This window comes from Pseudomonas sp. WS 5011, assembly GCF_012985775.1.
Taxonomy (GTDB): domain Bacteria; phylum Pseudomonadota; class Gammaproteobacteria; order Pseudomonadales; family Pseudomonadaceae; genus Aquipseudomonas; species Aquipseudomonas peli.
The window spans coordinates 144,668-166,127 of sequence record NZ_JAAQXA010000003.1; the positions used below are offsets into that span (position 1 = coordinate 144,668).

Annotated in this window: 20 protein-coding genes; 9 read left to right on the forward strand and 11 right to left on the reverse strand. The window is 62.4% G+C overall.

From position 1 onward, the window contains the following. The first annotated feature begins 10 nt into the window (after nucleotides 1-10). Together HBN63_RS04725 and ilvD are read left to right on the forward strand one after the other, a co-directional pair. Nucleotides 11-865, forward strand: a complete 855-nt coding sequence (locus HBN63_RS04725; protein WP_170048589.1) for an ABC transporter permease — start codon at nucleotides 11-13, stop codon at nucleotides 863-865. 280 nt (nucleotides 866-1,145) lie between these two features. Beyond that, the gene (ilvD, locus tag HBN63_RS04730; RefSeq protein ID WP_170048590.1) at nucleotides 1,146-2,993 is read left to right on the forward strand and encodes a dihydroxy-acid dehydratase; all 1,848 of its coding nucleotides are present in this window, start codon (nucleotides 1,146-1,148) and stop codon (nucleotides 2,991-2,993) included. Nucleotides 2,994-3,042: 49 nt separating this feature from the next. On the opposite strand, the gene HBN63_RS04735 is transcribed toward ilvD, so the two are convergent. The 3 genes from HBN63_RS04735 to HBN63_RS04745 all read right to left on the reverse strand — a co-directional run bounded on the left by HBN63_RS04735 (nucleotide 3,043) and on the right by HBN63_RS04745 (nucleotide 5,609). Next, the gene (locus HBN63_RS04735; protein ID WP_170048591.1) at nucleotides 3,043-3,690 is read right to left on the reverse strand and encodes a YitT family protein; all 648 of its coding nucleotides are present in this window, start codon (nucleotides 3,688-3,690) and stop codon (nucleotides 3,043-3,045) included. A gap of 167 nt (nucleotides 3,691-3,857) precedes the next feature. Continuing rightward, entirely contained in the window at nucleotides 3,858-4,370 is a 513-nt protein-coding gene (locus HBN63_RS04740; protein ID WP_170048592.1) for a dihydrofolate reductase, read from the reverse strand. Nucleotides 4,371-4,433: 63 nt separating this feature from the next. Then, nucleotides 4,434-5,609 carry a GGDEF domain-containing protein gene (locus HBN63_RS04745; protein ID WP_170048593.1) on the reverse strand — a complete coding sequence of 392 codons (1,176 nt, stop codon included), beginning with the start codon at nucleotides 5,607-5,609 and terminating at the stop codon, nucleotides 4,434-4,436. Nucleotides 5,610-5,768: 159 nt separating this feature from the next. Between HBN63_RS04745 and HBN63_RS04750 the strand changes: the two genes are divergently transcribed. Continuing rightward, nucleotides 5,769-7,175 carry a DUF2868 domain-containing protein gene (locus HBN63_RS04750; protein WP_170048594.1) on the forward strand — a complete coding sequence of 469 codons (1,407 nt, stop codon included), beginning with the start codon at nucleotides 5,769-5,771 and terminating at the stop codon, nucleotides 7,173-7,175. After that, a complete protein-coding gene (locus HBN63_RS04755) occupies nucleotides 7,168-8,535 on the forward strand; it encodes a GTPase/DUF3482 domain-containing protein (RefSeq protein WP_170048595.1) in 1,368 nt (455 codons plus the stop codon). Before HBN63_RS04750 ends, HBN63_RS04755 begins: the two co-directional genes overlap by 8 nt. A gap of 35 nt (nucleotides 8,536-8,570) precedes the next feature. Here the strand turns inward: HBN63_RS04755 and HBN63_RS04760 are convergent, their stop codons facing one another. The 3 genes from HBN63_RS04760 to HBN63_RS04770 are packed head-to-tail and all read right to left on the reverse strand — an operon-like array spanning nucleotide 8,571 to nucleotide 10,958. Continuing rightward, nucleotides 8,571-9,365 (reverse strand): thymidylate synthase, encoded by a 795-nt coding sequence (locus HBN63_RS04760; RefSeq protein WP_170048596.1) that lies wholly within the window; start codon nucleotides 9,363-9,365, stop codon nucleotides 8,571-8,573. Next, entirely contained in the window at nucleotides 9,362-10,165 is an 804-nt protein-coding gene (gene lgt, locus HBN63_RS04765) for a prolipoprotein diacylglyceryl transferase (RefSeq protein WP_170048597.1), read from the reverse strand. The genes HBN63_RS04760 and lgt overlap by 4 nt, the downstream gene beginning before the upstream one ends. A 10-nt stretch (nucleotides 10,166-10,175) precedes the next feature. Beyond that, on the reverse strand, nucleotides 10,176-10,958 hold the full coding sequence (locus HBN63_RS04770; RefSeq protein WP_160085845.1) for a sulfite exporter TauE/SafE family protein: 783 nt from the start codon (nucleotides 10,956-10,958) through the stop codon (nucleotides 10,176-10,178). Between the two features lie 121 nt (nucleotides 10,959-11,079). Here HBN63_RS04770 and HBN63_RS04775 point away from each other — a divergent pair, with 121 nt between their 5' ends. Together HBN63_RS04775 and HBN63_RS04780 are read left to right on the forward strand one after the other, a co-directional pair. Continuing rightward, the gene (locus tag HBN63_RS04775) at nucleotides 11,080-11,448 is read left to right on the forward strand and encodes a hypothetical protein (RefSeq protein ID WP_090250277.1); all 369 of its coding nucleotides are present in this window, start codon (nucleotides 11,080-11,082) and stop codon (nucleotides 11,446-11,448) included. Nucleotides 11,449-11,450: 2 nt separating this feature from the next. After that, complete coding sequence (locus tag HBN63_RS04780; RefSeq protein ID WP_160085846.1) at nucleotides 11,451-12,197, forward strand: NRDE family protein; 747 nt, start codon at nucleotides 11,451-11,453, stop codon at nucleotides 12,195-12,197. Between the two features lie 6 nt (nucleotides 12,198-12,203). Here the strand turns inward: HBN63_RS04780 and HBN63_RS04785 are convergent, their stop codons facing one another. From HBN63_RS04785 to HBN63_RS04795, 3 genes are read right to left on the reverse strand one after another with little or no spacing between them, the layout of a single operon-like run. Next, nucleotides 12,204-13,073 carry a hypothetical protein gene (locus HBN63_RS04785; protein ID WP_170048598.1) on the reverse strand — a complete coding sequence of 290 codons (870 nt, stop codon included), beginning with the start codon at nucleotides 13,071-13,073 and terminating at the stop codon, nucleotides 12,204-12,206. Between the two features lie 13 nt (nucleotides 13,074-13,086). Continuing rightward, the gene (gene ptsP, locus HBN63_RS04790; protein ID WP_090250284.1) at nucleotides 13,087-15,366 is read right to left on the reverse strand and encodes a phosphoenolpyruvate--protein phosphotransferase; all 2,280 of its coding nucleotides are present in this window, start codon (nucleotides 15,364-15,366) and stop codon (nucleotides 13,087-13,089) included. Between the two features lie 18 nt (nucleotides 15,367-15,384). Continuing rightward, nucleotides 15,385-15,864 carry an RNA pyrophosphohydrolase gene (locus HBN63_RS04795; RefSeq protein WP_090251327.1) on the reverse strand — a complete coding sequence of 160 codons (480 nt, stop codon included), beginning with the start codon at nucleotides 15,862-15,864 and terminating at the stop codon, nucleotides 15,385-15,387. A gap of 155 nt (nucleotides 15,865-16,019) precedes the next feature. On the opposite strand from HBN63_RS04795, the gene HBN63_RS04800 reads away from it, so the two are divergent. After that, complete coding sequence (locus tag HBN63_RS04800) at nucleotides 16,020-16,673, forward strand: HAD family hydrolase (RefSeq protein WP_170048599.1); 654 nt, start codon at nucleotides 16,020-16,022, stop codon at nucleotides 16,671-16,673. Between the two features lie 57 nt (nucleotides 16,674-16,730). On the opposite strand, the gene HBN63_RS04805 is transcribed toward HBN63_RS04800, so the two are convergent. Next, the gene (locus HBN63_RS04805; RefSeq protein ID WP_160085849.1) at nucleotides 16,731-17,171 is read right to left on the reverse strand and encodes a DUF2269 family protein; all 441 of its coding nucleotides are present in this window, start codon (nucleotides 17,169-17,171) and stop codon (nucleotides 16,731-16,733) included. 26 nt (nucleotides 17,172-17,197) lie between these two features. Next, complete coding sequence (gene ilvA, locus HBN63_RS04810; protein WP_170048600.1) at nucleotides 17,198-18,712, reverse strand: threonine ammonia-lyase, biosynthetic; 1,515 nt, start codon at nucleotides 18,710-18,712, stop codon at nucleotides 17,198-17,200. A gap of 159 nt (nucleotides 18,713-18,871) precedes the next feature. On the opposite strand from ilvA, the gene rpiA reads away from it, so the two are divergent. Continuing rightward, a complete protein-coding gene (gene rpiA / locus HBN63_RS04815; protein ID WP_170048601.1) occupies nucleotides 18,872-19,546 on the forward strand; it encodes a ribose-5-phosphate isomerase RpiA in 675 nt (224 codons plus the stop codon). A 117-nt stretch (nucleotides 19,547-19,663) separates the two neighbouring features. Continuing rightward, entirely contained in the window at nucleotides 19,664-21,448 is a 1,785-nt protein-coding gene (locus HBN63_RS04820) for a GspE/PulE family protein (RefSeq protein ID WP_170048602.1), read from the forward strand. Nucleotides 21,449-21,460 lie beyond the last annotated feature (12 nt).

The following is a 21,460-nucleotide window of genomic DNA, read 5'->3' on the forward strand; positions in this document are numbered from 1 at the left end:
GGAACTGACCATGAAGATTCCCGCCTACTACGGCTTCTGGCATCACCTCGGCGCCTGGTTACTGAAGACCAGCTCCTGGCTGGTGCTGCTGTTTCTGATCCTGCCGATCCTGGTGATCATCCCGCTGTCGTTCAACGTCGAGCCGTTCTTCAGCTTTACCGAGGGCATGCTCACCCTGCAGCCCGAGGCTTATTCGCTGCGCTGGTACACGGCCCTCTTCAACGAAGACAAATGGCTGCTGGCGATCAAGAACAGCTTTCTGATTGGCATCTTCGCCACCCTGATCGCCACTGTACTGGGCACCTGTGCGGCAGTGGGGCTGGCGCGTGATGACATGCCGATGCGCCGGCTGATCACCGCGTTGCTGCTGTCACCAATGATCGTGCCGCTGATCATCACCGCCGCCGGGATGTTCTTCTTCTATTCGGATCTGGGCCTGGCCGGCAACTACCTCGGGGTGATCATCGCTCACGCCGCGCTCGGCACGCCGTTCGTGATCATCACCGTCACCGCGACCCTCACCGGCTTCGACTACAGCCTGGCCCGCGCCGCGCTGAACCTTGGTGCCACGCCGCTGCGGGTGTTCTTCGACATCATCATGCCGCTGATCCGCCCTGGGGTGATTTCCGGCGCGCTGTTCGCCTTTATCACCTCGTTCGATGAGGTGGTGGTGATCCTGTTTATGGCCGGCCCACAGCAACGCACCATCCCCCGGCAGATGTTTTCGGGCCTGCGCGAGCAGATCAACCCGAGCATCCTGGCCATCGCCACCCTGCTGATCCTGGTGTCCATCGCCCTGCTGGTGACCATCGAACTGCTGCGCCGCCGCGCCGAGCGCATGCGCGGTATCGAGCTGATCGAGTAACCCCCCGATCAAGGCGTGCTCACCACCGAGCGCGCCGGCCTTCCTTGCGAGCGCGCCGAAGGATTAGAATCGGCGCTCTCCTGCCCTATCCAGGCGGACCTTGTAGCCCAGCCACGCCAGCGCCCACCCCGCGCCAGGCAGCGCCCCGGCCCGACAAATGCGCACTTGCGTTTGCCTTGGGCCTGAACCCGGCTCAACATACGCATCAACAGCCCGTTGCCCGCACAGCGTTATCGCCTGTGCACGCGTGACCTGAATAGCCTTTGCAGGATTTATCGCCATGCCTGACTACCGCTCGAAGACCTCCACCCACGGCCGCAATATGGCCGGCGCCCGTGCCCTGTGGCGTGCCACCGGGATGAAGGACGAAGACTTCAAGAAGCCGATCATCGCCATCGCCAACTCCTTCACCCAGTTCGTGCCCGGCCACGTGCACCTGAAGGACATGGGCCAGCTGGTAGCCCGCGAGATCGAGAAACACGGCGGCGTGGCCAAAGAATTCAACACCATCGCGGTCGATGACGGCATCGCCATGGGTCACGACGGCATGCTCTATTCGCTGCCGAGCCGCGAGATCATCGCCGACTCCGTGGAGTACATGGTCAACGCCCACTGCGCCGACGCCATCGTCTGCATCAGTAACTGCGACAAGATCACCCCCGGCATGCTGCTGGCCTCGCTGCGCCTGAATATCCCGGTGATTTTCGTTTCCGGCGGGCCGATGGAAGCGGGCAAAACCAAGCTGGCCAGCCACGGTCTGGACCTGGTCGACGCCATGGTGATCGCTGCAGACGACACGGCCAGTGACGAAAAAGTCGCTGAATACGAGCGCAGCGCCTGCCCGACCTGCGGCAGCTGCTCCGGCATGTTTACCGCCAACTCGATGAACTGCCTGATGGAAGCCCTGGGCCTGGCCCTGCCGGGCAACGGTTCGACCCTGGCCACCCACAGCGACCGCGAGCAGCTGTTCCTACAAGCCGGGCGCACTGCCGTCGAGCTGTGCAAACGCTACTACGGTGAAGGCGACGCCTCGGTGCTGCCGCGCAACATCGCCAACTTCAAGGCGTTCGAGAACGCCATGACCCTGGACATCGCCATGGGTGGTTCAACCAATACCATCCTCCACCTGCTGGCCGCCGCACAGGAAGGCGAAGTCGATTTCGACCTGCGCGATATCGACCGTCTGTCGCGCAAAGTACCGCAGCTGTGCAAAGTCGCGCCGAACATCCAGAAGTACCACATGGAAGACGTGCACCGCGCCGGCGGCATCTTCAGCATCCTCGGTTCGCTGGCCCGTGGCGGCCTGCTGCACACCGACCTGCCGACCGTACACAGCAAGTCCATGGCCGAAGCCATCGCCAAATGGGACATCACCCAGACCGACGATGAAGCCGTGCATACCTTCTTCCGTGCAGGCCCGGCCGGCATCCCGACCCAGACCGCGTTTAGCCAGAGCACCCGCTGGGACACCGTGGATGATGACCGTGAAAACGGCTGCATCCGCAGCGTCGAGCATGCGTACTCGCAAGAAGGCGGCCTGGCCGTGCTCTACGGCAACATCGCTGTCGACGGCTGTGTGGTGAAAACCGCGGGTGTGGATGAGTCCATCCACGTCTTCGAAGGCACCGCGAAAATCTTCGAGAGCCAGGACAGCGCCGTGCGCGGCATACTCGCCGACGAAGTGCAGGCTGGTGACATCGTCATCATCCGCTACGAAGGCCCGAAAGGCGGCCCGGGTATGCAGGAAATGCTCTACCCAACCTCGTACCTGAAATCCAAAGGCCTGGGCAAAGCCTGCGCCCTGCTCACTGATGGCCGCTTCTCCGGTGGTACCTCGGGCCTGTCCATCGGCCACGCCTCGCCGGAAGCCGCAGCGGGCGGTGCCATCGGCCTGGTGCGCGAAGGCGACAAGATCCTGATCAACATCCACGAGCGCTCGATCAACCTGCTGATCAGCGATGAAGAGCTGGCCGCACGCCGCGTGGAACAGGACAAGAAAGGCTGGAAGCCGGTGGAAGTGCGCCCGCGCAAAGTCACCACGGCGCTCAAGGCCTATGCCCTGCTCGCCACCAGCGCCGACAAGGGCGCAGTGCGTGACAAGGCCCTGCTGGACAAACTGGTACCGTAAGCCAGCACGCAGCAGACACAAGCCCGGCCTAGTGCCGGGCTTTTTGTTTTCAGCTGACGCCCATGTAGCGCCCGGCGCGGTGATTGATCGCCAGCACCATATTCAGCGCCAGGGCGCCGAGTATCGACAGCGCCACCTTGTCCAGCGGCACAACCATTACCGCGCCCAGCACGATCAGCACATCGATGGCCATCTGCACCTTGCCGGCGCGCAGGCCGAAACGTTCCTGCAGATACAGCGCGAGGATATTCACCCCACCGAGGCTGGCGCGGTGACGGAACAGCATCAGCAGCCCCAGGCCCATGGCGAAACCACCGAACAGCGCGGCATACACCACGTTCAGGTGGGTGAAACCGATCCAGTGCGGGGTTAATTCGGCCAACAGCGAGACCATCCCCACCGCACAGAAGGTGCGCAGGGTGAACGGCCAGCCCATGCGCCAGATGGCCAGGGCGTAGAACGGCAGGTTGATCAGAAAGAACATCAGGCCGAAGGGCCAGCCGAACAGATACTTCATCAGAAATGCCAGACCCACCGTGCCGCCTGTGAGCAACCCGGCCTGGCTGTACAAGGTGATGCCCAGCGCCACCATGGCGGTGCCCAGCAGCAGCGCCAAGCCGTCCTCCCAGAGCGGGTGGCGAATAAAGAGCGCGGCAATACGATCCGGCTCGGCGTGATCGGCATCAGCGTCATGCATGGAGAACAACCTGTAGAGGGCAAACGACAAGAGACAGCGTAGCGGCCAGCAAGGCAGCGCCTGGCATGGATTAACGCGGCACAACAACGATGCGCAGCGTGACACGCACGACCGGCGGCCACCCTGGCGGAGATCAATGCTGCACAGAAAAACTCAGCCCGAACGGGCTATTTGCGATCCCACACTTCAAACACATAGCCCGGCGTTTCCAGGCCTTCGGGGTGTTCGATGGCGGAAGACAGGTGCCAGCCAGCCTCATCCACGTCAGGGAAGTAGGCATCGCCCTGAGGGCTGATGCCGACGCGGGTCAGGTACAGGCGATCAGCCTGGGCCAGACCCAGCTCATAGAGTTGCGCACCACCGATCAGCATCAGCTCCTCGGCATCCTCTTCGCGCGCCCAGGCTTCAGCCCGCTCAAGCGCGGCGTCGAGGCTGGCGAACACTTCTGCACCTTCCAGCTGCAAGCCAGGCTGACGACTGACCACCAGATTAAGCCGACCCGGCAAGGGGCGACCGAGCGAGTCCCAGGTCTTGCGACCCATGATGATCGGCTTGCCCAAGGTCAGCGCCTTGAAGTGCTTGAGGTCCGCCGGCAAATGCCAGGGCAGTTGGTTATCGCGGCCAATGACGCGGTTTTCCGCGAGGGCGGCGATCATGCAGAGAGGCAGAGAATTTTTCATAGACGCGAGAATACCGTCTGCGTAGCGATCATTGAAGCCTTCCCCGGAACAGACTCAGTACCCTTAACCATCCTGGCGCTTACCCACCACGCGGTTGCGCCCCTGCTCCTTGGCCAGGTAGAGCGCGACATCTGCCAGGCGCAAGGCATCGCCCAGACTCTGATGCGGCTGCGGGGTCAGGTAGGCCATGCCGATGCTCAGCGTGACCACGCCGGCGGCATCCGAATGAGCATGCGTCAGGCCTAGACCTTCGATGGCGCTGCGAATGTCCTGCAGAATCGCCAGCAGTTGCGCTTCATCCAGGCCATACCAGACGCCGACAAACTCCTCACCGCCATAACGCGCCGCGCAATCCAGCGGCCGCCGGGCATGCTCGCCGATCACCCGTGCTACCTGGCGCAGCGCCTCGTCGCCGGCCGCGTGGCCATAGTGGTCGTTGTAACGTTTGAAGAAGTCCACATCCATCATCACCACGCCCAGGGCCTGCTTATCGCGCTGCGCCTGACGCCAGCTGCGCTCGGCACGCTCACTAAAGGCGCGACGGTTAAGCAGTCCGGTGAGGAAATCCTTCTCGGCCAGGTCCTGCAGCAGCCCATTGGCCAGGAAGTTCTGCCGCGTGGCGTACTCGAGGGAATAGCAGCCCACCGAGCCAATGATGTTGGCCAGCGCCAGGAAAAGGGCGTTGCTCAGCAGCAATTCGCCTGCCAGCCCCAGGCTCAATTCCACCGCCAGATAGGCGAAGAAAGTCAGCCAGCCGCACAACACCGCAGTGGTGAAGCGCAACCCGGTGAGGAAATAGAAGAACACCGTGACCAGAATGATGCCCTCATAGGGCAGCGCAAAGTGGTGATAACGGGCCAGGCCAATAATGCCCGCCACGGCCAGGCCGGAGAGCAACGCCACAATGCCGCCAATCAGCTGTAAATGATCACGCAAACCCGGTCGGTAGGTGGCCAGCCAGGCCAGGAGCAGCATCGGCTGAATGACTCCCAAGCGTAGGGCGAGTATCCGGCCGCGCAGTGGGTCCGGCAGGTTGATCGCATCCAGCAGCACAAACAGCAGCGCCAGCAGCGTCGCCACCAGCAATGACCAGCGCATACGCCGCAGAAACACGTTGGCGTGATAACGCTTGAACGCCTGCTCCAGTTCATCGTCAAAACTCAGCGCACGAAATCCCTGCTGATGCTGACGCAGGTAGGGCGAATCCTGATTGACCCAATCTAGATGCGGTAACTTCACGATGGCACTCGCTTTTATTGTTATGCATTCAGGGGCTGGTGATCGATACATGCAGCCGCCCGCTGACGACAGACTAGCTGGACTGGCCACAGTAGTACACGCATGCACCGCGGTGCCATGTACCGGCCGCTACGGTTATGCTCTGGCTTCCACTCAGCTATGGAACACCGCGTGAGCCCACTCAACACCCCCACGCCCAGCCGACTGCAGCGCCTCTGGCTCAGTGAAACCATTCGCTTGCGTGAGGAGCATGCCGGCCCGCTGGACGACAGCGAAGCCAACCGCCGCGCCCAGGCCAAAGGTGGGGCACTCGCTGAGCGCATCCAGAATCGTGCCTGGCTGCTCGCCGAACGCGACGGCCAGGTATCGGCGCTGCAGCATTGGTTACACGGCGCACGCCTGGCTGGGTTATTGCTGGTGCTGCTGGCTATCCTCAGCGGCAGCGGCTTGGCGGTGGCAGCGTTGGGCGATGGTTTGCGCCCGGTCAATGTGTTCTGGGCCCTGGGCAGCCTGCTCGGGCTGAACCTGCTTCTGCTGCTGGGCTGGGCGCTGGGCTTGCTGCTAAGCCGCGACAGCGCGGGCGCCCTCGGCCATCTGTGGTTATGGCTGAGCGCCAAGCTCGCCCGCGACGCCCAAGCCGCACAACTGGCCCCTGCCCTGCTGTTGATGCTGCAACGCCAACGCCTCAGCCGCTGGGGCCTGGGCGTACTGGTGCAGGGTTTGTGGCTGCTAACCCTGCTTACCGCACTGCTGACCCTGCTGGCCCTGCTGGCCACCCGCCGCTATGGCTTTGTCTGGGAAAGCACCCTGCTTGGCGGCGACAGCTTTATCGCCATGACCCAAGCCATCGGCAGCCTGCCGGCGCTACTGGGTTTTAGTCTGCCGGATGCTGAGTTAATCCGCGCCAGCGGCGACAGCGCTCTGGCCAACGAAAGCGCGCGGCTTAGCTGGGCCGGCTGGCTGGTCGGCGTATTGGTGGTCTATGGCCTACTGCCGCGCCTGGGCCTGCTGCTGCTCTGCCTGTGGCGCTGGCGCCGCGGTTGTGCGGCGCTGAGCCTGGACCTCAGCTTGCCGGGCTACAGCCTGCTGCGCGAACGCCTACAACCGAGCAGCGAACGCCTTGGGGTGTGCGATGCAGCACCAACGCAGCTGCATCAACCGCAGGCCGGCAGCCTTACCGAAGGTAGCCAGGGCGCGTTGCTGGTAGCCGTCGAGCTGGACCCGCAACGCAGCTGGCCACCCTCGCTACCCAAGGGCATCGGCGATGCCGGCGTGATCGACAGCCGAGAACAGCGCAACCAGCTGCTCGACCAGCTCAACCGCTTCCCGCCGGCGCGCCTGCTTATTGCCTGCGACCCGCGCCGCTCGCCGGATCGCGGCAGCCTGGCGCTGCTCGGTGAACTGGCGCGTACGGCCAGCGCTACGCGGATCTGGCTGCTGCCCCCACCGCCCGGTGAAGCGCTGGACAGCGCCCGTTTGGGCGACTGGCACCGCGCACTGGAGCAATTGCAGCTGAGCTACAGCGACAGTGCGCCGTTCAGCTGGCTGGAGCATGGCCATGACTAAAGCCCTCAAGCTGGCCGTGGTCGGCCATACCAATGTCGGCAAGACCTCGCTGCTGCGCACCCTGACCCGCGATGTCGGCTTTGGTGAGGTATCCCATCGCCCCAGCACCACCCGCCACGTCGAAGGCGCACGGCTGTCGGTAGACGGCGAGGCGCTGCTGGAGCTGTACGACACGCCCGGCCTGGAAGACGCCATCGCCTTGCTCGACTATCTCGAACGTCTGGATCGCCCCGGCGAACGCCTGGACGGTCCGGCAAGGCTGGCGCGCTTTCTCGACGGCAGCGAGGCGCGCCAGCGTTTCGAGCAGGAAGCCAAGGTGCTGCGCCAGCTGCTGGCCTCGGATGCCGGACTCTATGTGATCGATGCGCGCGAACCTGTGCTGGCCAAATACCGTGATGAGCTGGCCGTACTGGCCATGTGCGGCAAACCCTTGCTGCCGGTGCTGAACTTCGTCAGCAGCAACCAACACCGCGAACAAAACTGGCGCGATGCCCTGGCGCGCCTTGGCCTGCATGCGCTGGTGTGTTTCGACAGCGTGGCTCCGCCGCTGGATGGCGAACGCCGCCTGTACGACAGCCTGGCGCTGCTGCAGGAAAAGGCTCGCCCGCAACTGCAACGGTTGATCGACGATCACCTGACACAGCGCCAATTACGCAAAAGCAGCGCTGCGCGGCTGATCGCCGAACTGCTGCTGGACTGCGCCGCCTGCCGCCGTAGCGTGGCCGCGCAAGCGGTGCTGGAACAGGGTGCAATCCGCGACCTGCATCAAACCATTCGCCAGCGCGAACAACGCTGTGTGGAAGCCCTGCTGCGCCTGTATGCCTTCCGTCAGGATGACGCCAAGGCCGGCGACCTGCCCTTGCTCGACGGACGCTGGGGCGACGATCTGTTCAACCCAGAAACCCTCAAGCAACTCGGCATCAATATCGGCGGAGGCATGGCGGCGGGCGCGGCCACCGGGGTGGGCGTCGATCTGTTGGTCGGCGGCATTACCCTCGGCGCGGCGGCGCTGATCGGCGCCGTGCTCGGCGGCAGCGCGCAGACCCTGCGCGGCTATGGCGCGCGGCTGAAAGGAAAACTCAAGGGCCAACGCGAGCTGACCGTGGACGACGCCGTGCTGCGCCTGCTTGCCCTGCGTCAGCAGCTGCTACTGCAAGCGCTGGAGGCCCGCGGCCATGCCGCGGTCGAGGCCATCAACCTGAGTACGCCGCAGGACACCAGCTGGCGCGAAGGCAAGCTGCCGGAGGCCCTGCACAAAGCCCGCGCCCATCCCGAATGGTCATCGCTCAACCCCGGCGCGACGCTGGAAGACGGCGAGAGGCAAGAGCAGGTGCAGCAGTTGGCGGCAGAGTTGCTCTAGCTCTGAGACATCGCGGCCATGGCCGCGATTAACGATCAGACAGCGACAGGCGCCGGAATATGCGGATGCGCCTGGTAGCCGACCAGCTCGAAGTCCTCAAACTTGAACGCCAGCAGGTCCTTCACCTCGGGATTGAGCTTCATCACCGGCAGCGGCAGCGGCTCACGGCTCAGCTGCAGGTCGGTCTGCTCGATATGGTTGGCGTACAGGTGGCAGTCGCCGCCAGTCCAGATGAAGTCACCGGGCTGCAGACCGCAGACCTGCGCGACCATCAGGGTCAGCAGCGCGTAGCTGGCGATGTTGAATGGCACGCCGAGGAAGATATCCGCGGAGCGCTGGTACAGCTGGCAGCTGAGTTTGCCGTCGGCCACATAGAACTGGAACAACGCGTGGCACGGCGGCAGGGCCATCTGCTCGACCAGCGCCGGGTTCCAGGCGGAGACGATCAGCCGGCGCGAGTCCGGGTTCTTCTTGATCATCTCGATCAGCTTGCTGATCTGGTCGATCGACTCGCCGTTCGGCGCCGGCCAGCTGCGCCACTGGTAGCCATAGACCGGGCCGAGGTCGCCGTTCTCGTCGGCCCACTCGTCCCAGATGCGCACGCCGTTGTCCTTCAGGTACTTGATGTTGGTGTCGCCCTGGAGGAACCACAGCAGCTCGTGAATGATGGATTTCAGGTGGCACTTCTTGGTGGTCACCAGCGGGAAGCCGTCGGCCAGGTTGAAGCGCATCTGATGGGCAAAAATGCTGTAGGTGCCGGTGCCAGTACGGTCACTTTTGAAGGTGCCGGTGTCGCGCACCAGGCGCATCAGGTCGAGGTACTGTTTCATTGCACGGCCTCCTGCGCCGCCTGGCGTTTGTAGGCATAGGCAATCAGCCCCAGGCCGCCGAGCACCATCGGCACGCAGAGCACCTGGCCCATGGTCAACCAGCCGCCTGCCAGGTAACCGAGCTGGGCATCTGGCACGCGGACGAATTCGACGATAAAGCGGAAGATCCCGTAGCACACCGCGAACATGCCGGACACGGCCATGGTCGGCCGCGGTTTACGCGAGTAGAACCAGAGAATGGCGAACAGCGCCACGCCCTCCAAGGCAAACTGGTACAGCTGCGAGGGGTGGCGCGCCAGTTGCTGCGGGTCGGTGGGGAAGATCATTGCCCATGGCACGTCGGTCGCCTTGCCCCACAGTTCGGCGTTGATGAAATTGCCGATACGCCCGGCGCCCAGGCCAATCGGCACCAGCGGGGCAATAAAGTCCATCAGCTCAAAGAAGCTCTTGTTGTTGCGCTTGCCGAACCACCAGGTGGCCAGCATTACGCCGATCAACCCGCCGTGAAACGACATGCCGCCTTCCCAGATGCGCAGCATGCGCACCGGTTCGGCGATATAGGCGGCCAAATCGTAGAACAGCACGTACCCCAGGCGGCCACCGAGGATAACGCCCATGGCGACCCAGAACACCAGATCGGAGAGCTTCTCCTTGTTCCAGGTCGGCGCGAAGGCGTTGACCCGGCGCGAGGCCAGCCACCAGGCGCCGCCGATGCCGATCAGGTACATCAGGCCGTACCAATGGATTTTCAGCGGGCCAAGGGCCAGCGCAACTGGGTCGATCTGCGGGTAAGGCAGCATCAAAAACTCCTTAAACGAGGAAACTCAGACCCACGCTAAACAACAGCAGGGCAAACAGACGCTTGAGCAGGCGCGGCGACAACTTGTGCGCCAAGCGTGCGCCGACACGAGCAAAGTACATGCTGGGGATCGCAATACCGACCAACGCCGGCAGGTAGACAAAGCCAATGCTCCACTCTGGCAGCGCGGGTTTATCCCAGCCCAGCCAGATAAAACTCAGGGCGCTGGCTATCGCAATCGGCAAACCGCAAGCCGAAGACGTGGCCACCGCCTGCTGCATCGCAACGCTGCGCCAGGTCAGGAACGGCACAGTCAGCGAACCGCCGCCAATCCCGAAAATCGCCGAGGCCCAGCCAATCACGCCACCGGCCAGGGTCAGCGCCGGCTTGCCTGGGACAGTGCGGCTGGCTTTGGGTTTCAGTTCCAGGGCCATTTGCACGGCAATAATGATCGCGAACACGCCGATGATCTTCTGCAGCAGCGGCCCCTGAATCGCTGCTGCAGTCATTGCGCCCAACCCGGCACCGAGCAGAATGCCCAGGGTCATCCAGGCAAATACCGGCCACAGCACCGCGCCTTTGCGCTGATGTTCTAGCACCGAGTTGATCGAGGTGAAGATGATCGTCGCCAGCGACGTACCGACCGCCAGGTGGGTCAGAATCATCGGATCAAAGCCCTGCGCAGCAAAACTCAACACCAGCACCGGCACGATGATAATGCCGCCGCCCACCCCGAATAACCCGGCAAGCGTTCCGGCGGCAGCCCCCAGGACCAAATACAGCAGCAGTTCCATCAGCACCCCCGCAAACAATCCGGCATGGTAACGGATGCACAGGGCCGGACTCTACTTTGGGCGATGGATGTCCGTCCTGGCTTTGCGTAAAGTGCCTGCATCGCCTGTGGAATAGACCAGCATGCGCCCGACCCTGTACCTGAAGCTGAGCTGTAACCAGATGCACCTGACGCATCTGCAGAGTGGCCGCGTACTGCACTTGCAAGCGGACCCTGCGTTCAGCAACCCACGCCTATTGGTGGCAGATTTTGCGGCAGCACAACACCTGCTGCTGGGCGGGATCACGGCCCTGCTGCCCCATCGCTTCCTGCGCCTGAGCCGACCACCACAACTGCTGATTCAACCGCTGGAACGCCTGGAGGGCGGTTTGTCTCAGGTTGAAGAACGCATTCTGCTGGAGCTTGGCCTCGGCTGCGGCGCGCGCAAGGTGCGCCTGCACCTGGGCCAGGAGCTGGACAATGCCGGCGTGCTGGCGAAATTAGGGAGCTGATCATGTGCCTGATCGTCCTGGCCTGGCGACCGGGTCATGCGCAACCGCTGCTGGTGGCTGCCAACCGCGATGAGTTCTATGCCCGCCCGAGCCAACCCCTGGCCGAATGGCCCGACAGACCGGGACTGATTGCCGGGCGCGATCTGCAAGCCGGAGGTACCTGGCTGGGTGTCGGTCCGGGCGGACGCTTTGCCGCACTGACCAATATTCGCGCCCCCGGCCAGGCATTAGGCAGCCGCTCTCGTGGCGAGCTACCGGCGGCCTTTCTCAGTGGCGACCGCAGCATCGAAAAATTTCTACAAGACCTGCACGAGCAGCGGCACCACTACAGCGGCTTTAACCTGCTGCTGGGTGACCCTCAGCAACTCTGGCACTTCAACTCCCATACCGGGAACGCAACGCCTTTGGCGGAAGGCATACACGGCCTGTCGAATGCCGACCTGAATACGCCCTGGCCCAAGCTGCAGCGGGCCAAGCAGGCCCTGAGCGATGGCCTGCATGAAGCCAACCCACAGATATTGCTCAAACTGTTGGCCGACCCCACCGGTGCGGCGGACGCGGAGCTGCCGCAAACCGGTATCGGCCTAACCGGCGAACGCCTGCTTTCCAGCGTGTTTATTGCCAGCGCCAGCTACGGCACGCGCGCCAGCACCGCCTTGATTGTGAATGCCGACGGCAGCCGCACGCTCACCGAACGCACGTTCGGCAGCCATGGCAGTTATCTGGGTGAGGTGCTCGTTCCCTGTTGAGGCCGCTCAGTCGCTGCGCACAGGTTCGCTGAGTTCATCCAAGGTAAACAGCGGCGCGGCAATCGCCGGGTCGTCGGCATCCGCCACCAGCAGGGGTCGACCATCGGCCTGAAAGGTCAGCCCTTCGATCTTCACCACTGGCGCCAAACGGCTCAGCGCGACGATATTCAGTTGCGCGTCCAGCCGCCCAAGTACGCTGCCAACGCAGGCACCGTCCAGGTAGCTGGAATCAGTAGCTTCCGCCGATGCCGTGAAATACAGCGAGCCACTGGGCGCCACGCTGAGATCGGTGAGGCTCAATTGCACACCGTCCAGCTCCGGTAATTGCAGCGGCACAATGCGTTGCAAAGTGGCTGCACTCAACTGCCCGTCTTCTAGATCGCGCAGCACCTGCGGTAAATCGAGCAGCACCAGGGCGTTTTCTCGGCTACGACCATTGCCGCGCTGCGCCAGCAGCACTCGCTCGTGATAGACCACGCAGCCTTCGATATTCAGGTCCTGAAAGTGCTCAGCGAGCGCCCGGTACAAGGGATTAAGGTCGATCACGCGCACATTCCCGGCCTCAATCAGACAACCGCGACAGCGGCGTTCGGTGGAACCGGAACCTAACGCCAACAGGCTGTCAGCGGGCAATGACATCAAGGCTTCGAAGTCGGGCTTTAGGCGCTTGCGCAGCTTGGCATCGCTGGGTAATTCGCCGGGGAGCAGAGTCAGCTCGACCTGCCAGTCGCCGCTCAGACTGTAGCGCTGCAGCACCAGCGCATCGTCGGCCAACACCCAGAAACTATGCCCCTGACAGACCAATGCGCTGGCTGCCGACAGCCGCAGCGTGGCCAGTTGGCGCAATTGCAGGGGGGTTGCGGCAAGCGTCAGCATGAGCCGCGAGCACTCACGCCTGAATATCTGACGCCGGATTGATCATCCGACCCAGGCCGAGGTTGCGCAGGGCCAGCTGCAGGGTGCTGTGAATCACCTGTGGGTTGTCGATGTTCATCACTTGACCCAGCAGCTCCTGGGCTTTGCCCAGACTGATCTGCCGCAGCAGCCATTTCACCTTGGGCAGGTTGGTGGCGTTCATCGACAAGCCGTCGAAGCCCATCGCCATCAGTAACACGGCGCACGCCGGATCACCGGCCATTTCGCCACAGATACTCACCGGTTTGCCTTCGGCATGGGCGCCGGCCACTACCAGGCGCAGCGCCTGCAGCACCGCCGGGTGAAGGAAGTCATAGAGGTCGGCGACGCGCGGGTTGTTGCGGTCTACGGCTAACAGGTATTGGGTCAGGTCATTCGAGCCGACCGAGAGGAAGTCGACTTGGCGTGCCAGTTCGCGCACCTGATAGACCGCTGCGGGAATCTCAATCATCACCCCGACCGGCGGCAGTGGCACGTCGGTGCCTTCATCGCGCACTTCGCCCCAGGCACGGTGAATCAGGTGCAGCGCCTCTTCCAGCTCCTGAATCCCGGAAATCATCGGCAGCAGAATGCGCAGGTTATTCAACCCTTCGCTGGCCTTAAGCATGGCGCGGGTCTGCACCAGGAAGATTTCCGGGTGGTCGAGGGTGACGCGGATACCGCGCCAGCCGAGGAAGGGGTTGTCTTCCTTGATCGGGAAATAGCTCAGCGCCTTGTCACCGCCGATATCCAGGCTGCGCATGGTCACCGGCAGTGGGTGGAAGGCGGCCAGCTGCTCGCGATAGATCGCCAGCTGCTCTTTCTCGCTGGGGAAGCGCTCCTTGATCATAAACGGCACTTCAGTGCGGTACAGACCAACGCCTTCGGCACCGCGCTCCTGGGCGCGCTTTACATCAGCAAGCAGGCCGGTGTTGACCCACAGCGGCATACGGTGGCCGTCGAGGGTTTCGCACGGCAAGGCGCGCAGTGCATCAAGACCCTGCGCCAACTGGCGTTCTTCCTCGACTACTTCGGCGTATTGCTTGCGCAACACTTCGCTGGGGTTGGTGAACACCTCGCCGTGGTAGCCGTCGACGATCAGCTGAATGCCGTCGATCTTCGAATACGGCAGGTCAACCACGCCCATGACCGTGGGAATACCCATGGCCCGCGCAAAGATGGCCACATGCGAGTTACCCGAGCCCTGCACCGAAACCAGGCCAACCAGCTTGCCTTCCGGCACTTCGCCAAGCATCGCCGGCGACAGCTCTTCGCTGACCAGAATGCAGTTGTCCGGGTACACCAAGGTCTGCTGACGGGCCTGCTGCAGGTAGGCGAGCAGGCGTCGACCGAGGTCTTTGACATCGCTGGCGCGCTCACGCAGGTAGGCGTCGTCCATCAGTTCAAAACGATTGATGTGCTCGCCAATCACCTGACGCAGTGCGCCCTGGGCCCACTGGCCGGTGCGAATGACCTTGACCACCTCGTTACCCAGGGCGGCGTCTTCCAGCATCATCAGGTAGACGTCGAACAGCGCGCGCTCTTCCGGGCGCAGCTGCGTGGCCATTCTCGCCGACAACGCGCGCATGTCGCTGCGTACGCCTTCCAGAGCATCATTGAACAGGGCCAGCTCGGCGGCGATGTCGTCGACGGTCTTATCCGGCACCACTTCCAGATCAGCCGGCGGCAGGACCACCACTGCGGTGCCCACGGCTGCGCCAGGCGAGCCGGGTACGCCGATGAACTTGGCTTCCTGAATGCCCTTGCCCTGCCGCCCCAGGCCGCGGATCGAACCGGTAGCCTCGGCGTGGGCGATAACCCCGGCGAGCTGGGCGCTCATGGTCACCAGGAAGGCTTCTTCGCCTTCGTCGAACTGGCGCTGTTCTTTCTGCTGGATAACCAATACGCCCATCACCTTGCGGTGGTGAATGATCGGCGCACCGAGAAAGGAGGCATAACGCTCCTCGCCGGTTTCGGCAAAGTAGCGGTAGCGTGGGTGTTCGGACGCGTGTTCGAGGTTGAGCGGCTCTTCGCGGGTGCCGACCAGGCCAACCAAGCCTTCGTTGGGGGCCATGCTGACCTTGCCGATGGCTTTCTTGTTCAAGCCCTCGGTGGCCATCAGCACAAAGCGATTGCTTTCCGGGTCGAGCAGGTAGACCGAGCAGACCTGGCTGCCCATAGCCTCGCGCACTCGCTGCACGATAATGCCCAGCGCCGCCTTGAGGTCCTTGGCGGCATTTACTTCCTGGACAATCTTGCGCAGCGTATTGAGCATACTTGGCTCTAGCCTGTGTCAGTCCCGCGCCAAGAGGCGCGGAGCGAGTTCCTTGAGGGCGCGACGGTAAACCTCGCGCTTGAATGTCACCACCTGGCCCAGCGGGTACCAGTAACTGACCCAGCGCCAGCCGTCGAACTCCGGCTTACCGGTCAGGTCCATGCGCACCCGATCCTCTGCGCCAGTCAAACGCAGGAGGAACCACTTCTGTTTCTGCCCGATGCACAGCGGCTGGCTGTGCGTGCGCACCAGGCGCTGAGGCAGACGATAACGCAACCAGCCCCGGGTGCAGGCGAGAATTTTCACATCCTGCTGTTCAAGGCCAACTTCTTCGTTCAATTCGCGGTACAGCGCTTCTTCCGGCGACTCATGGTCATTGATCCCGCCCTGCGGGAACTGCCAAGCGTCCTGGTTTATCCGACGCGCCCACAGCACCTGGCCGACATCATTGGTCAGAATGATGCCGACATTCGGGCGAAAACCATCGGAATCGATCACGGCACACAACCTCGTAAACGCCTGAATTTAAGACATGCGGGCATTGTTCCACAAAGGCCGCGGCAGCAGCAACGCGAGCGGGGCGCGTAATAGGAATGACCTATAAAAGCCGTTATTCTGGCCGCCTTTCGTAGCTGGCAATCAAAGGTGCTCCCGTGCGTTTGGCTTTATTCGATCTCGACAACACCCTGCTCGGCGGCGACAGCGATCACGCCTGGGGGGACTACCTGTGTGAGCGCGGCATCCTCGACGGGATTGCCTATAAGGCGCGTAACGATGACTTCTATCAGGACTACCTGGCGGGCCGTCTGAACATCACCGACTACCTGAACTTCAGCCTGGAAATCCTCGGCCGCACAGAAATGGCGCAGCTGGAGCAGTGGCACCGCGAGTTTATGCGCGATTGCGTCGAGCCGATCATCCTTGCCAAAGGTGAAGCGCTGCTCGCCGAGCACCGCGAAGCCGGCGACAAGCTGCTGATCATCACCGCCACCAACCGCTTCGTCACCGCGCCGATTGCTGAGCGCCTTGGGGTCGACACCCTGCTGGCCACCGAATGTGAAATGGCCGACGGCCGCTACACCGGACGTACCACCGACGTGCCGTGCTTCAAGGAAGGCAAGGTCACCCGCCTTAACCGCTGGTTGGCGGAAAGCGGCCTTAACCTCAACGACAGTTACTTCTACAGTGACTCAATGAACGACCTGCCCCTGCTGGAGCAAGTCACTCACCCCTTCGCCGTCGACCCCGATCCAAACCTGCGCGCCGAAGCAGAAAAGCGCGGCTGGCCGGTGATCTCGCTGCGCTAAACTGGCTGCAAATAAAAACGCCGCCTGATCAGGCGGCGTTTTTTATTGCGGTATAGATCAAGCTGGCTTGGCGCCCATCAACCCCATGATCACCAGCAACAACAACACGATCAGCCCGGCATAGGCCGCGCAGAACCCCAGCAGGCGCTTGGGTGCTGGCGCGCCATTAAGGGCTTGCCAGGTGCTCAGGCGGCCCGCCAGCAGCAACCCGGCAACCATCAACACACCAAACAGCACGCTGCTAAGCAGCAGCCAGGTTTGGCTCAGCGGCAAACCGATCAGGTCAACCAGCAACCAGCCGGTTACCGGCAGGCTCAGGGCCAGCAGGCCGAGCACCGGCATGCTGATCAAGCGGGTGCGCTTAAGCTTGCGCTGCAAGATGGCGGCATCACCGCCACGCGAGGCCTTCCATAACATAAACAGATGCACCAGCACCCCAACCAGCAAGAGGATGCCGGGCAGCATGTGCAGCATTTTCAGCAATGGGTAATGTTCCATTGTTTCAGTCCTACCGGGTTTCCGGCTTATCCAAGAAAGAGTTTGTACGCCGGGTTATCGCTCTCATCCCAGTAGGGATAGCCGATGGCTTCCAGCGCCGCTGGCACCAAATGGCGCTCGGCCTGCGGCACCTGCAGGCCCGCGACCACTCGACCATCGGCCGCGCCGTGATTGCGGTAGTGGAACATCGAGATGTTCCAGCGCCCACCTAATTTCTGTAAGAAATTGAACAATGCACCCGGACGCTCAGGAAACTCGAAGCGGTAAACGCACTCATCCGGCACCGCTGCCGCATGACCGCCGACCATATGGCGGATATGCAACTTGGCCAGTTCGTTGTCAGTCAGGTCCAATACCGGGAAGCCCTGGCCGCGCAGCCCCTGAACCAGCGCGGCACGCGGGTCACTTTCCGGGTGGGTTTGCACGCCGACAAAGATGTGCGCCTCCTTATCTTCGTGATAGCGGTAGTTGAACTCGGTGATCTGCCGCTTGCCGATGGCTTCGCAGAACGCCTTGAAGCTACCCGGTTGCTCGGGGATGGTCACGGCGATGATCGCTTCACGCTTCTCGCCCAGTTCGGCGCGTTCAGCAACGTGGCGCAGACGGTCGAAGTTGACGTTGGCCCCCGAGTCGATACCCACCAGCACCCGCCCACTGCAGCCTTCACGCTCCACATACTTTTTGATCCCGGCCACGCTCAGCGCACCGGCCGGTTCGGTGATCGAACGGGTATCGTCGTAAATGTCCTTGATCGCCGCACAGATTTCGTCGGTGCTGACGGTGATCACCTCATCAACATGGTCCTTGCACACATCAAAGGTGTGCTGACCGATCTGCGCCACGGCCACGCCATCGGCAAACAGCCCAACCTGCGACAGCACAACACGTTCACCGGCGGCCATCGCGGCCTGCAGACAATTGGAATCGTCCGGCTCAACACCGATGACCTTGATCTCTGGACGCAGGTATTTGACATAGGCGGCGATACCCGCAATCAGCCCGCCGCCGCCCACCGGCACGAAGATCGCGTCGATCGCCCCCGGTTGCTGCCGGAGGATTTCCATCGCAATGGTGCCCTGCCCGGCAATGGTGTGCGGGTCATCATAGGGATGGATATAGATGTAGCCCTTCTCATCGACCAGCTTCAGCGAGTAAGCCAATGCTTCCGGGAAGCTGTCGCCGTGCAGCACCACCTTGCCGCCGCGCGAGCGCACACCCTGCACCTTGATTTCCGGGGTGGTCTTGGGCATCACGATGGTCGCCTTGACCCCCAGCACCTTGGCCGCCAGCGCCAGGCCCTGCGCATGATTGCCGGCCGAGGCGGTCACCACACCGCGCGCCAGCTCCTCAGTCGAAAGCTGCGCCAGTTTGTTATAGGCACCGCGAATCTTGAACGAGTACACCGGCTGCAGGTCTTCACGCTTGAGCAGAATCTGGTTGCCCAGGCGCTCGGAAAGCTGGTTAGCGGCTTGCAGCGGGGTTTCCACCGCCACGTCATAGACGCGCGAGGTGAGGATTTTCTTGACGTACTGTTCGAGCATGGCGGGATCGCAGGCGGCTTTTCAGAGAGTCAGCGAGTCTACCCCAGCGCCGCGCCGAACGACCATACAAGCCACAGGGTTTTCCCGGCCAGCGGCCCCCTGGCGCCTCAGTCAGGCTATAATTCGCGCCTTTCAATCACTCCCACTCCAGGCCTAAAGATGAATCAGGATCAACTCAAGCAAGCCGTCGCCCAGGCTGCCGTCGACTTTATTCTCCCCAAACTCGACGCCAAGAGTGTGATCGGTGTCGGCACCGGCTCCACTGCCAACTGTTTTATCGATGCCCTGGCCAAGCACAAGATGGAATTCGACGGCGCTGTGGCCAGTTCCGAAGCCACCGCCGCACGCCTCAAGGGCCATGGTATTCCGGTGTATGAGCTGAACACCGTCAGCGACCTGGAGTTCTATGTGGATGGCGCCGATGAAAGCGACGAGCACCTCAACCTGATCAAGGGCGGTGGCGCGGCTCTGACTCGCGAGAAGATCGTTGCGGCCGTGGCGCAGACCTTTATTTGCATCGCCGACGCCAGCAAGCTGGTGCCAGTTCTCGGCGCCTTCCCACTGCCAGTGGAAGTGATCCCGATGGCACGTAGCCATGTCGCCCGCCAACTGGTCAAACTCGGCGGCGACCCGGTGTACCGCGAAGGCGTGGTGACCGACAACGGCAATATCATCCTCGATGTGTTCAACCTGTCGATCACCAACCCCGTGGAGCTGGAAACCCAGATCAACGCCATCGTCGGCGTGGTCACCAACGGCCTGTTCGCCGCACGACCGGCTGACCTGCTGCTACTTGGCACCGCAGAAGGTGTGAAAACCCTTAAGCACGCCTGACATCCGTAACGGTAAGGGCTGGCGGCTGTGCAAAAATGGATCAAGTCGGCAGACAGCTCGCCCCCTTGGCGTCATGCTGCCGGCATTGCTTAGTTATCAGGATAGTCAGGGAGTTTTATGTCCGCATTCGTCTCGTCCGCCCATGACCGCCAGCTAGAGCTCGCCGATCTGCTGCGTGAGCTGGTCGCCCAGGGCCGGACCAATCAGGACAATGCCGAACAATGCCTGGCAATCCGCCGCAGCGCGGTGAACAACCAACAGCACCCGCTGGAGTTTCTCGCCGCTCAGCAACTCGATGACCTGAAAAGACCCGGCAAGAAACTTGAGCTGGAAGACCTGACTGCCTGGCTGGCGGAGCAATGCGGCCAGCCATTTCTGCGCATCGACCCACTGAAGATCAATGTCGCGGCCATCACCCCGCTGATGTCCTATGCCTTCGCCCAGCGCCACAAGATTCTTGCTGTGGCGGTGGACAACGACAGCGTGACCATCGCCAGCAGCCAGCCCCTGGTGCACAGCTGGGAAGCCAATCTGATCCATGTGCTCAAGCGCCCGATCAAGCGAGTGGTGGCCAGCCCAACGGATATCCAACGCTTTACCGTAGAATTCTACCGCCTGGCCAAATCGGTCACTGGTGCTTCCGCGGGCGACATGAAGATCAGCGGGGCCGGTAACTTCGAGCAACTGCTGAATCTCGGCGCCCAGGATCAGGAGCCCGACGCCAACGACGCGCATATCGTCAATATCGTCGACTGGCTGTTCCAGTACGCCTTTACCCAACGCGCCAGCGATATCCATATCGAGCCACGACGTGAACAGGGCAGCGTGCGTTTTCGCATCGACGGCGTGTTGCACACCGTCTACCAATTCCCGCCACAGGTGACCATGGCCATCGTCAGCCGCCTGAAAAGCCTAGGGCGGATGAACGTCGCGGAAAAGCGCAAACCTCAGGACGGCCGGGTGAAAACCAAGACCCCGGACGGAGGTGAAGTCGAACTGCGCCTGTCGACACTGCCCACCGCCTTTGGCGAAAAAATGGTGATGCGGATTTTCGACCCAGAAGTGCTGCTGAAAAGCTTCGATCAACTGGGTTTCTCCGCCGATGACTTAAAGCGCTGGCAGAGCATGACCAGCCAGCCCAACGGCATCATCCTGGTAACCGGCCCCACCGGCTCCGGCAAAACCACCACGCTCTACACCACGCTCAAACAACTGGCCACGCCTGAGGTTAACGTTTGCACCATCGAAGACCCGATCGAGATGATCGAAGGTGCCTTCAACCAGATGCAGGTGCAGAGCAATATCGACCTGACCTTCGCCAGCGGCGTGCGCGCGCTGATGCGCCAGGACCCGGACATCATCATGGTCGGTGAAATCCGCGACCTGGAAACCGCCGAGATGGCGATCCAGGCAGCGCTCACCGGGCACTTGGTACTCTCAACCCTGCACACCAACGACGCGCCCAGCGCCATCACCCGCCTGCTCGAACTGGGCGTACCGCATTACCTGCTCAAGGCCACCTTGCTCGGTGTGATGGCTCAGCGCCTGGTGCGCACTCTATGCCCGCATTGCAAGGCGCCACAGACGCTGGATGAAGACGGCTGGCAGAGCCTGACCAAACCCTGGAGCGCGCCGCTGCCGACTCAAGCCTGTAGCGCCGTCGGTTGCCTGGAGTGTCGCGACACCGGCTACCGCGGCCGCGCTGGGGTGTATGAAATCATGCTGATCAATGACGCGATGAAGCCGCTGATTACCGCCGATACCGACCTGATCGCGCTGCGCCGGCATGCGTTCAAGGAAGGTATGCGCAGCCTGCGCCTGTCCGGCGCGCAGAAGGTCGCCGCCGGCCTCACCACCATTGAGGAAGTGCTGCGGGTCACCCCGCAGAGTGAGCAGAAATAATCGCGGCCATGA

What these genes read in the sequence shown, in the direction of transcription:
- HBN63_RS04725 (WP_170048589.1), top strand. Translation starts at nt 11, where the DNA reads ATGAAGATTCCCGCCTACTACGGCTTCTGGCATCACCTCGGCGCCTGG.
- ilvD (WP_170048590.1), top strand. Translation starts at nt 1,146, where the DNA reads ATGCCTGACTACCGCTCGAAGACCTCCACCCACGGCCGCAATATGGCC.
- HBN63_RS04735 (WP_170048591.1), bottom strand. Translation starts at nt 3,690, where the DNA reads ATGCATGACGCTGATGCCGATCACGCCGAGCCGGATCGTATTGCCGCG.
- HBN63_RS04740 (WP_170048592.1), bottom strand. Translation starts at nt 4,370, where the DNA reads ATGAAAAATTCTCTGCCTCTCTGCATGATCGCCGCCCTCGCGGAAAAC.
- HBN63_RS04750 (WP_170048594.1), top strand. Translation starts at nt 5,769, where the DNA reads ATGGAACACCGCGTGAGCCCACTCAACACCCCCACGCCCAGCCGACTG.
- HBN63_RS04755 (WP_170048595.1), top strand. Translation starts at nt 7,168, where the DNA reads ATGACTAAAGCCCTCAAGCTGGCCGTGGTCGGCCATACCAATGTCGGC.
- HBN63_RS04760 (WP_170048596.1), bottom strand. Translation starts at nt 9,365, where the DNA reads ATGAAACAGTACCTCGACCTGATGCGCCTGGTGCGCGACACCGGCACC.
- lgt (WP_170048597.1), bottom strand. Translation starts at nt 10,165, where the DNA reads ATGCTGCCTTACCCGCAGATCGACCCAGTTGCGCTGGCCCTTGGCCCG.
- HBN63_RS04770 (WP_160085845.1), bottom strand. Translation starts at nt 10,958, where the DNA reads ATGGAACTGCTGCTGTATTTGGTCCTGGGGGCTGCCGCCGGAACGCTT.
- HBN63_RS04775 (WP_090250277.1), top strand. Translation starts at nt 11,080, where the DNA reads ATGCGCCCGACCCTGTACCTGAAGCTGAGCTGTAACCAGATGCACCTG.
- HBN63_RS04780 (WP_160085846.1), top strand. Translation starts at nt 11,451, where the DNA reads ATGTGCCTGATCGTCCTGGCCTGGCGACCGGGTCATGCGCAACCGCTG.
- HBN63_RS04785 (WP_170048598.1), bottom strand. Translation starts at nt 13,073, where the DNA reads ATGCTGACGCTTGCCGCAACCCCCCTGCAATTGCGCCAACTGGCCACG.
- ptsP (WP_090250284.1), bottom strand. Translation starts at nt 15,366, where the DNA reads ATGCTCAATACGCTGCGCAAGATTGTCCAGGAAGTAAATGCCGCCAAG.
- HBN63_RS04805 (WP_160085849.1), bottom strand. Translation starts at nt 17,171, where the DNA reads ATGGAACATTACCCATTGCTGAAAATGCTGCACATGCTGCCCGGCATC.
- ilvA (WP_170048600.1), bottom strand. Translation starts at nt 18,712, where the DNA reads ATGCTCGAACAGTACGTCAAGAAAATCCTCACCTCGCGCGTCTATGAC.
- rpiA (WP_170048601.1), top strand. Translation starts at nt 18,872, where the DNA reads ATGAATCAGGATCAACTCAAGCAAGCCGTCGCCCAGGCTGCCGTCGAC.
- HBN63_RS04820 (WP_170048602.1), top strand. Translation starts at nt 19,664, where the DNA reads ATGTCCGCATTCGTCTCGTCCGCCCATGACCGCCAGCTAGAGCTCGCC.